13 protein-coding genes are annotated in these 11,837 nt (G+C 58.9%); 9 read left to right on the top strand and 4 right to left on the bottom strand.

All coding sequences use genetic code 11. The features are described from left to right. Window positions 1–62 precede the first annotated feature (62 nt). A complete protein-coding gene (locus ACZ1HN_RS10785; protein WP_472727495.1) occupies window positions 63–1,370 on the bottom strand; it encodes a short-chain fatty acyl-CoA regulator family protein in 1,308 nt (435 codons plus the stop codon). A 230-nt stretch (window positions 1,371–1,600) separates the two neighbouring features. Between ACZ1HN_RS10785 and ACZ1HN_RS10780 the strand changes: the two genes are divergently transcribed. The 8 genes from ACZ1HN_RS10780 to aat all read left to right on the top strand — a co-directional run bounded on the left by ACZ1HN_RS10780 (window position 1,601) and on the right by aat (window position 9,721). Further along, the gene (locus ACZ1HN_RS10780) at window positions 1,601–2,938 is read left to right on the top strand and encodes a substrate-binding protein (RefSeq protein WP_472727494.1); all 1,338 of its coding nucleotides are present in this window, start codon (window positions 1,601–1,603) and stop codon (window positions 2,936–2,938) included. A gap of 125 nt (window positions 2,939–3,063) precedes the next feature. After that, complete coding sequence (locus ACZ1HN_RS10775) at window positions 3,064–4,095, top strand: branched-chain amino acid ABC transporter permease (RefSeq protein ID WP_299209296.1); 1,032 nt, start codon at window positions 3,064–3,066, stop codon at window positions 4,093–4,095. 3 nt (window positions 4,096–4,098) lie between these two features. Further along, window positions 4,099–5,298 (top strand): branched-chain amino acid ABC transporter permease, encoded by a 1,200-nt coding sequence (locus tag ACZ1HN_RS10770; protein WP_472727493.1) that lies wholly within the window; start codon window positions 4,099–4,101, stop codon window positions 5,296–5,298. 12 nt (window positions 5,299–5,310) lie between these two features. Continuing rightward, a complete protein-coding gene (locus tag ACZ1HN_RS10765) occupies window positions 5,311–6,072 on the top strand; it encodes an ABC transporter ATP-binding protein (protein WP_299209301.1) in 762 nt (253 codons plus the stop codon). A 90-nt stretch (window positions 6,073–6,162) separates the two neighbouring features. Further along, entirely contained in the window at window positions 6,163–6,918 is a 756-nt protein-coding gene (locus ACZ1HN_RS10760) for an ABC transporter ATP-binding protein (RefSeq protein WP_299209304.1), read from the top strand. Window positions 6,919–7,128: 210 nt separating this feature from the next. Further along, on the top strand, window positions 7,129–7,617 hold the full coding sequence (accB, locus tag ACZ1HN_RS10755; RefSeq protein WP_299603789.1) for an acetyl-CoA carboxylase biotin carboxyl carrier protein: 489 nt from the start codon (window positions 7,129–7,131) through the stop codon (window positions 7,615–7,617). Window positions 7,618–7,627: 10 nt separating this feature from the next. Then, window positions 7,628–8,974, top strand: coding sequence for an acetyl-CoA carboxylase biotin carboxylase subunit (gene accC, locus ACZ1HN_RS10750; RefSeq protein ID WP_472727492.1), 1,347 nt, complete (start codon window positions 7,628–7,630; stop codon window positions 8,972–8,974). A gap of 111 nt (window positions 8,975–9,085) precedes the next feature. Continuing rightward, the gene (gene aat / locus ACZ1HN_RS10745) at window positions 9,086–9,721 is read left to right on the top strand and encodes a leucyl/phenylalanyl-tRNA--protein transferase (RefSeq protein ID WP_299209549.1); all 636 of its coding nucleotides are present in this window, start codon (window positions 9,086–9,088) and stop codon (window positions 9,719–9,721) included. Here the strand turns inward: aat and ACZ1HN_RS10740 are convergent. Genes ACZ1HN_RS10740 through ACZ1HN_RS10730 form a run of 3 tightly spaced genes read right to left on the bottom strand, consistent with a single transcriptional unit; the run spans window position 9,685 to window position 10,889 of the window. Further along, window positions 9,685–10,056, bottom strand: coding sequence for a DUF2155 domain-containing protein (locus ACZ1HN_RS10740; protein ID WP_299750513.1), 372 nt, complete (start codon window positions 10,054–10,056; stop codon window positions 9,685–9,687). The genes aat and ACZ1HN_RS10740 overlap by 37 nt on opposite strands. Further along, window positions 10,053–10,505 carry an outer membrane lipid asymmetry maintenance protein MlaD gene (mlaD, locus tag ACZ1HN_RS10735; RefSeq protein ID WP_299603795.1) on the bottom strand — a complete coding sequence of 151 codons (453 nt, stop codon included), beginning with the start codon at window positions 10,503–10,505 and terminating at the stop codon, window positions 10,053–10,055. Before mlaD ends, ACZ1HN_RS10740 begins: the two co-directional genes overlap by 4 nt. Beyond that, a complete protein-coding gene (locus tag ACZ1HN_RS10730; RefSeq protein ID WP_472727491.1) occupies window positions 10,506–10,889 on the bottom strand; it encodes an NADH:ubiquinone oxidoreductase subunit NDUFA12 in 384 nt (127 codons plus the stop codon). 166 nt (window positions 10,890–11,055) lie between these two features. On the opposite strand from ACZ1HN_RS10730, the gene ACZ1HN_RS10725 reads away from it, so the two are divergent. Continuing rightward, window positions 11,056–11,760 carry an FkbM family methyltransferase gene (locus ACZ1HN_RS10725; protein ID WP_472727490.1) on the top strand — a complete coding sequence of 235 codons (705 nt, stop codon included), beginning with the start codon at window positions 11,056–11,058 and terminating at the stop codon, window positions 11,758–11,760. The last annotated feature ends 77 nt before the right edge of the window (window positions 11,761–11,837 follow it).

Raw genomic sequence — 11,837 nt, 5'->3', positions numbered from 1 at the left:
AACCCGCGGCAGTTTCACCTCTTGGTCGGCGCGCCCAACTATGTGCGTATTTGGTCAGGCTGTCAAAAACCTCCGAACCCATCACTCAGGATCGACGGCTCGCGCCGTCCTGCACAACCACCGCGCGGACAGATGCGACATGCGGGACCGATATCTTGGACCGGAACATCGTCTGCCGTGGGACTATCCGGCACCGGCAGAATAAGCATTGCAGCTTCCAAAAGCCGCGGGGCGTTGAAAACCACCGGACCGACGGGTTCGGCTGCCGCAAAGCAATCAAATACGACACCGTCGCGTGACGGCATCTGAACCCGCGCACGGATCACTTGCCCCGGTTGCCCCATCACCTGAAACAGCGGCCACAACGGACAAGCTGCCCCGTGGCGCGGGATGGTGAAACCTTCGATATCCTTGCGAAACAGCAGACTGCCCGCGCGGTCGGATACGACCAGCCCAGCATCAAGTCCCGGGACAGCAGCAAGGCGGCGCATCATATGCGGGACAGAAACGCCAAAGCGATCAGACAGCGCAATCACATCCACGTCATCTTCGGCAAGTGCTGCCTGCAAGTCGGTCATCCCGACCTGCGCACTGTCCTGAACCACACGGTTAAGCACCGTGCGGGCAAGATGACGGGATTGGACCGACACCAATTCGGGCGCCCCCGACACAAGGCTGTCAACGCTCCCCGACCCGTCCTCAAGGGATACAAAGCCGTAGTCGTGCGCCGCCAGAAACTGCGCCACCTCTTCTTGGGGGGATCCAGAGGGCGCGGCCTCACCGGTTTCCGCATCCAGAAAGCCCACCAGCGCCTTCGAGCTGTCGGCAAGGCGGCGACTGTCGGCATCGATATTGGTGTGGAACCTGTTGCGCCACTCCTCCGTGATCGTCTTATCTTCAGCCAGGATGGAGGCCGTTGACCGGATCGACGCCGCCGTCGACAGAACTTCATGGACCGAAGCCGCCAGCTCCGGGTCATGCGCGAGGCGGTCACTTAGGGTTTCAACCGTGCGCTCCAGATCTGCAATCTTGCGGTGGGCCGCCGCCAGCGCATCGGCCCAGCCGGGAAAACGACCAGCGAATTCCTCCGCCCGCCCGCTTTCGGAATCAGACATGTTCGCGCGTTGGGCAGCTTCTTGCAGCGAGGCGATCAGGGCAGCCTCGGCGCCCTCGCTCAATACGGTAGGTTCAACTCCCAAAGCCGCCGCAATATCCAGCAGCAGCTTGCCACCGATTCTGCGACGATTGTGTTCAATCAGGTTCAGATAAGACGCCGAGATGCCGATCTGACGCGCCAAATCAGACTGCTTGAGCCTTCCCATTGTCCTGCGCTCGCGTATCCGTGTTCCTGTGAGTGCGTCTCGCGCCATGACCATTCCCGCCCGTTTGCAAGTCATTTCAACGCGTTTCTGCGCTGCGACATAACAAAGTTTACAAAGCATACCGTCGTATTGTGCAAATGTTTACAAAATAATTCTGCAAAACAAAGGGTTTATTGCGCAATTTTCCAACCATGCGCGATAGTACCTTTGCACGAAAAGTGCATGCGCGATCCGGTTGAGGAGCAGGATCGCGCTTTTCAACAATTGGGAGGATATTCATGTCCAAAATGAATCTGACGCGCCGTGGCGTGCTCAAGACCGGTGCCATCGCAGGCGCCGGCGTTGCTGCGCCAACGATCTTTACGGCGCAGTCGGCCGCTGCTTTCACGAACGAACCCACAGGGTCCAGCGTGACGCTTGGCTTCAACGTGCCGCAAACCGGTCCCTACGCTGACGAAGGTGCAGACGAACTGCGCGCCTACGAACTTGCTGTCGAGCACCTGAACGGTGGCGGCGACGGCGGCCTGATGAACACGTTCTCGTCCAAAGCCCTGCAAGGCAACGGCATCATGGGCAAGAAGGTCGAATACGTCACGGGTGACACGCAGACCAAATCTGACGCAGCCCGTGCATCGGCCCGGTCGATGATCGAAAAAGACGGTGCCGTGATGATCACCGGCGGTTCGTCGTCGGGTGTGGCTGTGGCCGTGCAAGCACTCTGCCAAGAGGCAGGCGTGATCTTCATGGCGGGTCTGACCCACTCCAACGACACCACCGGCAAGGACAAGAAAGCAAATGGCTTCCGCCATTTCTTCAACTCCTACATGTCCGGTGCGGCCCTCGCGCCGATCCTGGCCAACAACTACGGCACGGATCGTAAAGCGTACCACCTGACAGCCGACTACAACTGGGGCTACACGACCGAAGAAGCCGTGCGCACCTCGACCGAAGCCATGGGTTGGGAAACTGTCGCAGCCGTGAAAACGCCTCTGACACAGACCGACTTCTCGTCCTACATCGCGCCGGTTCTACAATCAGGTGCGGACGTTCTGGTTCTGAACCACTACGGCGGCAACATGGTGAACTCGCTGACCAACGCGGTTCAGTTCGGCCTGCGCGACAAGCTGGTGAACAACAAGAACTTCGAGATCGTTGTGCCGCTCTACTCCCGCCTGATGGCGAAGGGTGCGGGTGCCAACGTGAAGGGGATCTTCGGGTCCACCAACTGGCACTGGTCGCTGCAGGACGAAGGCTCCAAAGCATTCGTCAAATCCTTCGGCACCAAATACGGCTTCCCGCCCAGCCAGGCCGCACACACCTGCTACGTTCAGGCCCTGCTCTATGCAGACGCTGTGGAACGTGCTGGGTCGTTCAACCCATGTGCTGTTGCCGAAGCTCTCGAAGGCTTCGAATTCGACGGCATGGGCAATGGCAAGACGCTGTACCGCGCCGAAGACCACCAGTGCTTCAAGGACGTGCTGGTCGTGAAAGGGAAAGAGAACCCGACATCCGAGTTCGACCTTCTCGAGATCGTGGAAGTCACGCCGACAAGCCAGGTCACCTACGACGCGCCGATCTTCGGTGGCGAACTGGGGTCCTGCAACCCCGGCGCCTAAGCCACAAGACGTTGGGTGGGCCCGCCGTGGCCCACCCTTCCCTGGCACCTGATCCCAGGCATCCCGATATTTAACATAATGTGTCCCATCATGGGACAGATGCCCCCCAACCAGAGGTTCGGCCGATGGAAGCGATCATCCTTCAAATTCTAAACGGGCTCGACAAGGGCTCGGCCTATGCGCTGATCGCGCTGGGTCTCACGCTGATTTTCGGCACCCTGGGCGTGGTGAACTTTGCCCACGGCGCCCTGTTCATGATCGGCGCGTTCTGCGCCGTCACGCTGAGCCGAATCCTGACCATCAGCCACACGGTTGTAGACGAAACCCAAAAGGACTTTCTGGGCAATCCCCTCAAGGTGGATGTTCCTTATGTCTATGATTGGTTCGGAGAGGCTGCAGGCAACACGATCATCGACTGGGCCGTCCCGCTCTCGATCCTGTTTGCCATCCCGGTGATGATCGCCATCGGGGTCATCATGGAACGCGGCCTGATCAAGCATTTCTACAAGCGCCCGCACGCGGACCAGATCCTCGTGACCTTCGGTCTTGCCATCGTTCTTCAAGAGATCATCAAGTACTACTACGGCGCCAACCCGATCCCGACCCCTGCCCCTGCGGCGTTCAAAGGGTCGTTCGATTTCGGGGCCATGATGGGCTTTGATCCCAACACGATTATTTACCCGTATTGGCGCATCATCTATTTCGCCTTTGCCGCCGTCATCATCGGTGCCGTGTTTGCCTTCCTCCAGTTCACCACCTTCGGGATGGTTGTGCGGGCAGGTATGGCCGACCGCGAGACGGTGCAGCTGCTTGGCATCAACATCGACCGCCGCTTCACGCTGATGTTCGGTATCGCCGCCGCCGTCGCGGGGCTTGCCGGTGTGATGTACACGCCGATCAACTCACCAAACTACCACATGGGCATGGACTTCCTCGTCCTTAGCTTCGTGGTGGTCGTGGTGGGCGGCATGGGCTCCCTGCCCGGTGCTGTCGCTGCGGGCTTCCTGCTTGGCATCCTCGAAAGTTTTGCCTCCATGCGCGAGGTCCTCGCGGTGCTGCCCGGCCTGAACCAGATCATCATTTACCTGGTGGCCATCATCATTCTGTTGACCCGTCCTCGGGGCCTTATGGGCCGCAAGGGCGTGATGGAGGACTGATCCATGTTTGGACTGGACAAAAAAGACTTTCGCCTGCTCCTGCTGGTTGCCGTACTGGTGGCATTGGCCCCCTTCATCCTGAACCCCTTCCCTGAAGGCTCCGGCATGGCGCAGTTCAACGCAGGCTACCCGGACCTGATGCAGCGGTTCGTGATCTTTGGCATCTTCGCTATCGGCTTCAACATTCTCTTCGGCCTCACCGGCTACCTGTCCTTTGGACACGCGGCGTTCCTGGGGGTTGGCTCCTACGCCGCGATCTGGATGATGAAGCTGCTGACCATGAATGTGATCCCGGCCATCATGGTGTCGGTCATCGTTGCAGGCATCTTCAGCCTCGCCGTGGGTTGGATCAGCCTGCGCCGCTCGGGCATCTACTTCTCGATCCTGACGCTGGCCTTTGCGCAGATGTCCTACTCGCTCGCCTATTCGGTTCTGACACCGATCACGGGCGGTGAAACGGGCCTGCAGCCCAAGGTCAACGACCCCCGCATTCTGGACGGCGCATTGGCCAATGGTGGCACGCCAAAGGCCAATCTGTTCGGGCTTGAGATGGGATCAAGCTTCAACCTGGATGTCGGGGCATGGGTCTTTACTTTCAACGTTGGGTACTACCTCGCAGGCATCGTAATGCTGCTGGCCTTCTACCTGTCGATCCGCATCTTCCGCTCACCTTTCGGCATGATGCTGCGGGCGGTGAAGTCGAACCAGCAGCGCCTGAACTATACCGGCCTGAACGCCAAACCCTACACCCTCGCTGCATTCGTCATTTCAGGCATGTATGCCGGTTTGGCCGGTGGCCTGATGGTGGCCATGGACACGCAAGTGGGCGCAGAACGCATGTTCTGGACGGCCTCTGGTGAGGTTGTCCTCATGTCGATCCTCGGAGGTGTCGGCACGCTGATCGGCCCTGTGCTGGGTGCTGGCGCGATCAAGTACATGGAAAACATCCTGTCCAAGATCAACAAAGAGATCCTACACCAGTGGTTCGCCTTTATGCCCGACGGGGTTGAGGACATCCTCGTCAGCCTCGTCTACCCGTTCATCGGCAAGGGTTGGCACCTGACGCTTGGCATCATCTTCATGCTGGTCGTGATCTTCCTGCCCGGTGGACTTGTGGAAGGCGGCCAACGTGTTGCGCGCTTGTTCAAGCGCAAGAAGCCGACCACCGACAGACCTGACGGCAAAACAACGCCCGCGGAATAAGGAGAGAAACCAATGGGTATTCTTGAAGTCAAAAACGTAGGCAAACGTTTCGGTGGTCTGCAAGCGCTGGGGGACGTGAACCTGAGCGTGGCCGAGAACACGGTGCACGCGATCATCGGGCCAAACGGTGCAGGCAAATCAACCCTGCTGAACTGTCTGGTTGGCAAGCTGATCCCTGACACCGGGTCGGTCATGTTCGACGGACAGTCCGTGCTGGGCCGTAAGCCGTTCGAGATCAACCAGATGGGCATTTCCCGCGTGTTCCAGACGCCAGAGATCTTTGGTGATCTGAGCGTCATGGAAAACATGATGATCCCCTGCTTTGCCAAGCGCGACGGGGCTTTCACGGCCAATGCCTATGCCGCGATGATGAAGGACAAGGAAATCATCGAACGGGCTGAACACGTCCTTGAGGACATGAACATGGCCGACAAGCGGCACATGAACGCAGCCTCGATGTCGCGTGGGGACAAGCGGCGGCTTGAGATTGGCATGTGCCTGTCACAAGAACCGCGCCTTCTGTTGTTGGACGAACCCACCGCCGGTATGGCGCGGGCGGACACCAACAACACCATCGACCTGCTCAAGCAGATCAAGGACGAGCGGGACATCACCATCTCGATCATCGAACACGACATGCATGTGGTGTTCAGCCTTGCTGAGCGGATCACCGTTCTGGCCCAAGGCACGCCGCTGGTCGAAGACACGCCCGACAACATCAAGGGCCACCCCAAAGTGCGCGAAGCCTATCTGGGCGAAGCGGCTGCAGCCTGACGCGCGGGGCGGACGGCACGTCCGCCTTACAAGACACAAGTAAGGCGGAGGTGTCCTCCGCCTTACCCCGCCAAAAGCGAGGATACGGACATGAACGTCAAACCCGACTTTTCGAAACACGCGAACCATGCCGCGACCGCCCCGGCGTTCCTGAGCATCTGGGATATGCACAGCTACTACGGCGAAAGCTACATCGTGCAGGGCATCAGCTTTAACGTGCACGAGGGCGAAATCCTCGCCCTTCTGGGCCGCAACGGCGCAGGCAAGACATCGACCCTGCGGTCCATCGCTAGGATCGGCGACCCGCAGGTCACCCATGGCGAGATCTGGCTGGACCACCAGCCGCTGCACAAGATGTCGAGCCACGAGGCCAGCCAGGCCGGTCTGGGCCTGGTGCCCGAAGATCGGCGCATCATCCCTGGCCTCACGGTCGAAGAGAACCTGAAGCTTGCCCAGATTGCACCGCCGATCGGGTGGTCAATCGAACGGCTCTATGACCTGTTCCCCCGCCTCGGCGAACGGCGCACCCAAGAGGGCACGACCCTTTCAGGCGGTGAACAACAGATGCTGGCCATCGCACGTGCGCTGGCCCGGGACATCAAGGTTTTGCTTCTGGATGAGCCCTATGAAGGGCTGGCGCCGGTGATCGTGGACGAAATCGAAAAGACCCTGACCGTGATCAAGGAACAGGGAATCACGACAGTGATTGTGGAACAGAACGCGGTGCGTGCCCTGCAGCTGGCTGACAGGGCCGTGATCCTTGATACTGGCGGGATCGTGTTCGATGGCACCGCATCCGAGGTGCTTGAAAACGAAGAGTTGCGGGCGGAATACCTCGCCATCTGACTGAACCTGGGAAGGTCGGATGTCACAGCCGGTCCCCTCGTGGGGCCGGTTTTTTCGTTGAAGGCCGCGTCCGGTCCACAAGTCTGCGGCACCAGCATCACCGAAATGTCACAGCGCTTTCCTCTGCGTCATTGCAAGGCTATAAGCGCGAAGAGCACTACGGGCTGCGTATTGGACTGCGCGGCAACGACCAAACGGTTGAGGACAAGAATGACAAAGAGCAACCATGACGCGGATGTGGCCTTTATCCAGGCACTGGCCGAACTGCTGCGCGAAAATGATCTGACGGAACTGCAGGTCAAACGGGAATATGGCGAAGATGACAGCCTGAACGTGCGCGTGTCGCGCCAAATGGCGCAACAGGTTGTCGCCCAAGTTGCGGCCCCGGCGCCTGTCGCCGCGGCAACGCCCGCAGCGGCAGCTGCCGCGCCGGCATCGGAACCGGCGGCCGATCCAGCAAATGATCCGGGCGCCGTCACATCCCCCATGGTCGGTACCGTGTACATGCAGGCAGAACCGGGTGCGCCGTCCTTCATCAAAGTCGGACAGCAGGTCAGCGAAGGCGACACCCTGCTCATCGTCGAAGCGATGAAAACCATGAACCACATCCCTGCCCCACGCGCAGGCACGATCAAACGTATCCTGGTTGATGACGGCGCCGCTGTTGAATTTGGCGCTCCGCTTGTGATCCTCGAATAAGGGTCGGCGCATGTTCAACAAAATCCTGATTGCCAACCGCGGAGAGATTGCCCTGCGCGTCATCCGCGCCGCGCGCGAGATGGGCATTGCCACCGTGGCCGTGCACTCCACGGCGGACGCCGACGCGATGCATGTGCGCATGGCCGACGAATCCGTTTGCATTGGCCCGCCCGCATCACCGCAATCCTATCTGAGCTTTCCAGCCATCATTTCGGCTTGCGAGATCACCGGAGCCGAGGCGATCCACCCCGGCTACGGCTTCCTGTCTGAAAATGCGCAATTCGTGCAGATCGTCGAAGATCATGGCCTGACCTTTATCGGCCCAACTGCCGAACATATCCGCGTCATGGGCGACAAGATCACTGCCAAGGACACGATGAAGGACCTTGGCGTACCCTGCGTGCCGGGTTCTGACGGTGGCGTGGCCACGCTGGACGAGGCGAAAGCCATCGGTGAAGAATTCGGCTATCCGGTCATCATCAAGGCCACGGCTGGTGGTGGCGGACGCGGCATGAAAGTGGCGCAGACAGCCGCTGACATGGAAAGCGCGTTCATGACCGCCCGGGCCGAGGGCAAAGCCGCCTTTGGCAATGACGAAGTCTATATCGAGAAATACCTGACCACGCCGCGCCATATCGAGATCCAGGTCTTTGGCGATGGCAAGGGCCGTGCCGTGCATCTGGGTGAGCGGGATTGTTCCCTGCAACGCCGTCACCAAAAGGTGTTTGAAGAGGCACCCGGCCCCGCGATCAGTGCGGCAGAGCGAGCCGAAATCGGACGCGTCTGTGCCGATGCCGTTGCCAAGATCAATTACATCGGCGCGGGGACCATCGAGTTCCTCTATGAGAACGGTGAATTCTATTTCATCGAAATGAACACCCGACTGCAGGTCGAACACCCAGTGACCGAGGCCATCTTTGGCGTTGATCTCGTCCGCGAGCAAATTCGCGTGGCGTCTGGCATGGATATGTCCTTCCAACAGGACGATCTGCAGATCAACGGGCACTCGATCGAAGTACGACTGAATGCTGAAAAGCTCCCCAACTTCACGCCCTCACCAGGTCGTATCACGCAGTACCATGCGCCGGGCGGTCTTGGGGTGCGCATCGATTCAGCGCTTTATGACGGCTACTCGATCCCGCCCTACTACGACAGCCTGATCGGGAAACTGATTGTGCATGGCCGCGACCGGGCCGAGGCACTGGCACGGCTCAATCGCGCATTGGGTGAGTTGATCATCGACGGCATCGACACAACCGTGCCGCTGTTCCACGCACTGCTGGCGGAAAAGGACATCCATACAGGGGATTACAATATCCACTGGCTGGAAAAGTGGCTTGAAGCACAAGCTGACTAAGGCACGTTCGATGAATTTTGAGGGGATCGCGGCCTGCGGTCCCCTTTTTATGTGCAAGCGGCAGAGTAGTCTGAGCGCAAGCCTGACGGACACCCGGACATGAAAGACGACATTCGACTGACCCCCAACCTGTTGTTGCAGGGCTATGCCGCGGGCATTTTTCCGATGGCAGAATCACGTGATGATCCGGAAGTGTTCTGGGTCGATCCGCGGATGCGCGGGGTATTGCCGTTGGATGGGTTTCACATGTCCCGATCCCTCGCGCGAGCCATGCGAAAAAGCGATTGGACACTTCGGATTGATGCCGATTTCGAAGGTGTCGTCGATGGCTGTGCGGATCGGATCGATACCTGGATCAACCCGGAAATCCGAGGTCTTTACAACGCACTCCATGAACAAAAACAGGCGCGGTCCATTGAAATCTGGGAAGGATCGCACCTGGTTGGCGGAGTTTACGGCGTTGTTTTGAAAGGGGCGTTTTTCGGCGAAAGCATGTTTTCGCGTCGCACAAATGCGTCAAAAATGGCACTGGCCGCGGCTGTTGATCATCTGCGCCGCGCAGGCTTTGCCCTGTTCGATACACAGTTTCTGACAACACATCTGGCAAGCCTTGGCGCAATCGAAATCGCAAGGGATACATATCACGCCCGTCTTGACCGCGCGCTGAACATACATGGCGCCAATTTTGATGCCGTTCCCGTTGGAACGCTTCAGGACGTGGTGCAACGCATGACCCAGACGTCGTAGCGCGCATGCTCCATCGCATTCAGTGCGGGAGCCGACGCAATCATCCAGCCTGAGAAGACCACACCATCGCGGCCAGCTTCCGTAATTTGCAACCCGGCATAGGCGTTGCCTGACGGGTTACCTGCAGGATACCGGCATTCGGTCAGGGTGATGCTGAGCCGTTCGAACCGAACGGTTCGGCCCGCCAGCATCTGAATGTCAACAACCTGACCGCTGAATTTGTCCAGCCCGCGCAGTACGGCCCCCGGTGCGGATTCGGTTTCATCCTGCGCCACGACCCCGGTGCCCAGCACCGCAATCGCGAGCGCCGCAACCTGTGCGGCGCGCCGGATCATTCGCCTTCACCCCCAGAGACGAATTTAAGCAACAATGAAATCAGGCTTACGGATCCTTGAGTGTCAGTGATTTCATCCCCGGCTTCGAAGAAAAAGGGCGATCCGCCCGGCATGATTTCAACGAAATTGCCCCCCAACAGCCCTTCGGAGCTGATGACGATAGCACTGTCATCAGGGATTTGCGTGTCGGTCCGCAGGGACACAACCGTGTCGGCACGATACGTTTCGGGGTTCAAGGCGACATCCGTGACGGTCCCAACCTTGACGCCAGCAAGACGCACATCGGTGCCGACATTCACGCCCTCAAGACTGCGGAAGCTGGCGGTCAGCGGATAGGCGGAGCCGTTGTTGTTGCCAAGACCAGCGACTTGCGCGCCATAGACGGCAAATCCAATGGCCGCTGCCAGCACAACACCGCCAACCAGAACCTCGGTCGTGTTCTCAGCCATTTATTCGGGCGTCCACGCTTCGTAGTCCGAACGGTCAGCAGGCGCTGCACGTCGAATAGAACCTGCCGGGGCATAGGCCATGACCGTACCTGTCAGGTTCGGTTGATGCGGCTTTTCCCAGTCCTTGCGCTTGAGGGGTTTGTCGGTGGGCGGTTCATCCCATGTGCGGTGCAACCAGCCGTGCCATTCGGGGTCCACGCGGCTTGCCTCGGCCTCGCCATTGTAGATGACCCAACGACGGCTATCGTCCTGCGTTTTGTAAAAGACGTTGCCCTGACTGTCTTCACCCACTTTCACGCCCTTGCGGGCCGTAAAAATCTGCGTGTTGAGCGTTTGGCCGTTCCACCAAGTCACCGCGCGCAACAGCGTGTTGAGAATGCCCATGTTTCGCCTCCGACGTTTGGACGAGTCTATGCCGCAATACCGCACAGAGGTCCAGTGGCACAGGCGCCGCAGGTCTTTATCACCTGAAAACTCGCTCAAATTTCAGTGGGAACCTGCTACCCCAACGTGTATCTAAATATTAACAACTTGTAACTTGAGGCATGTCATGAGGGACAGCATAGACGCGTGTGACCCATCATCGGAAATCGCGGCCACATGTTTCGGGGTGAATGTACCCGCATCCCCATTCCTGAACGAAACCCGCATCCGCCGCATGAATGAGGGGCGGTACGAGGGGGAAGAAATCAAGGGAGCGTTGGACGTTGTCCAACCCGGTGATCGTGTGCTTGAGCTGGGCGCCGGTCTGGGTGTGGTCGGGGCAGTCATTGCCAAAAACGCGCAGCCGGATGCAGTTCTGTCCTTTGAAGCAAATCCGAACCTGATTCCGCACATCAGAGCGTTGCATCGCTTGAACGGGCTTGAGGACATGATGGAGGTGCGCCACCAGGTTGTTACTGTCGGCGCAGATCAGCCGGATTATGTCACCTTTCATTTGCGGACGTCTTTCCTTGGGTCATCCCTGATCCAGAATGAGCGACGCCGCACGACGCCTGTCGAAGTTGAAACGGTTTCATACGACACGATCATCAAGAGCTTTCGTCCAGACGTATTGATCATGGATATCGAAGGGGGAGTTGGAGCTGCTGCGCCATGCCAACCTGCGCGGTATTCGTGCCATAGTGCTGGAATTCCACCCCGACGCATATGGCAAAGCCGGCACACGCGAGTGCAAGGCCATCCTTCGGAAGTCGAAATTCACGAAGAACGAAGAGCTTTCGACACGCTTTGTCTGGACCTGCACCCGGGATGAGATTTGGTCACACCCAGATGCCAGCTGGCCCGACCCCGCTGGAGGCTGGTCGGAGCGGATACAGACCTGCGAAAATG

The organism is Tateyamaria sp. GN1-10 (assembly GCF_055693845.1).
This window is presented reverse-complemented; position numbering and strand designations above follow the sequence as displayed.

Coding starts and splice junctions, on each gene's coding strand:
- ACZ1HN_RS10785 (WP_472727495.1), bottom strand. CDS start 1,370: ATGGCGCGAGACGCACTCACAGGAACACGGATACGCGAGCGCAGGACA.
- ACZ1HN_RS10780 (WP_472727494.1), top strand. CDS start 1,601: ATGTCCAAAATGAATCTGACGCGCCGTGGCGTGCTCAAGACCGGTGCC.
- ACZ1HN_RS10775 (WP_299209296.1), top strand. CDS start 3,064: ATGGAAGCGATCATCCTTCAAATTCTAAACGGGCTCGACAAGGGCTCG.
- ACZ1HN_RS10770 (WP_472727493.1), top strand. CDS start 4,099: ATGTTTGGACTGGACAAAAAAGACTTTCGCCTGCTCCTGCTGGTTGCC.
- ACZ1HN_RS10765 (WP_299209301.1), top strand. CDS start 5,311: ATGGGTATTCTTGAAGTCAAAAACGTAGGCAAACGTTTCGGTGGTCTG.
- ACZ1HN_RS10760 (WP_299209304.1), top strand. CDS start 6,163: ATGAACGTCAAACCCGACTTTTCGAAACACGCGAACCATGCCGCGACC.
- accB (WP_299603789.1), top strand. CDS start 7,129: ATGACAAAGAGCAACCATGACGCGGATGTGGCCTTTATCCAGGCACTG.
- accC (WP_472727492.1), top strand. CDS start 7,628: ATGTTCAACAAAATCCTGATTGCCAACCGCGGAGAGATTGCCCTGCGC.
- ACZ1HN_RS10740 (WP_299750513.1), bottom strand. CDS start 10,056: ATGATCCGGCGCGCCGCACAGGTTGCGGCGCTCGCGATTGCGGTGCTG.
- mlaD (WP_299603795.1), bottom strand. CDS start 10,505: ATGGCTGAGAACACGACCGAGGTTCTGGTTGGCGGTGTTGTGCTGGCA.
- ACZ1HN_RS10730 (WP_472727491.1), bottom strand. CDS start 10,889: ATGGGCATTCTCAACACGCTGTTGCGCGCGGTGACTTGGTGGAACGGC.
- ACZ1HN_RS10725 (WP_472727490.1), top strand. CDS start 11,056: ATGAGGGACAGCATAGACGCGTGTGACCCATCATCGGAAATCGCGGCC.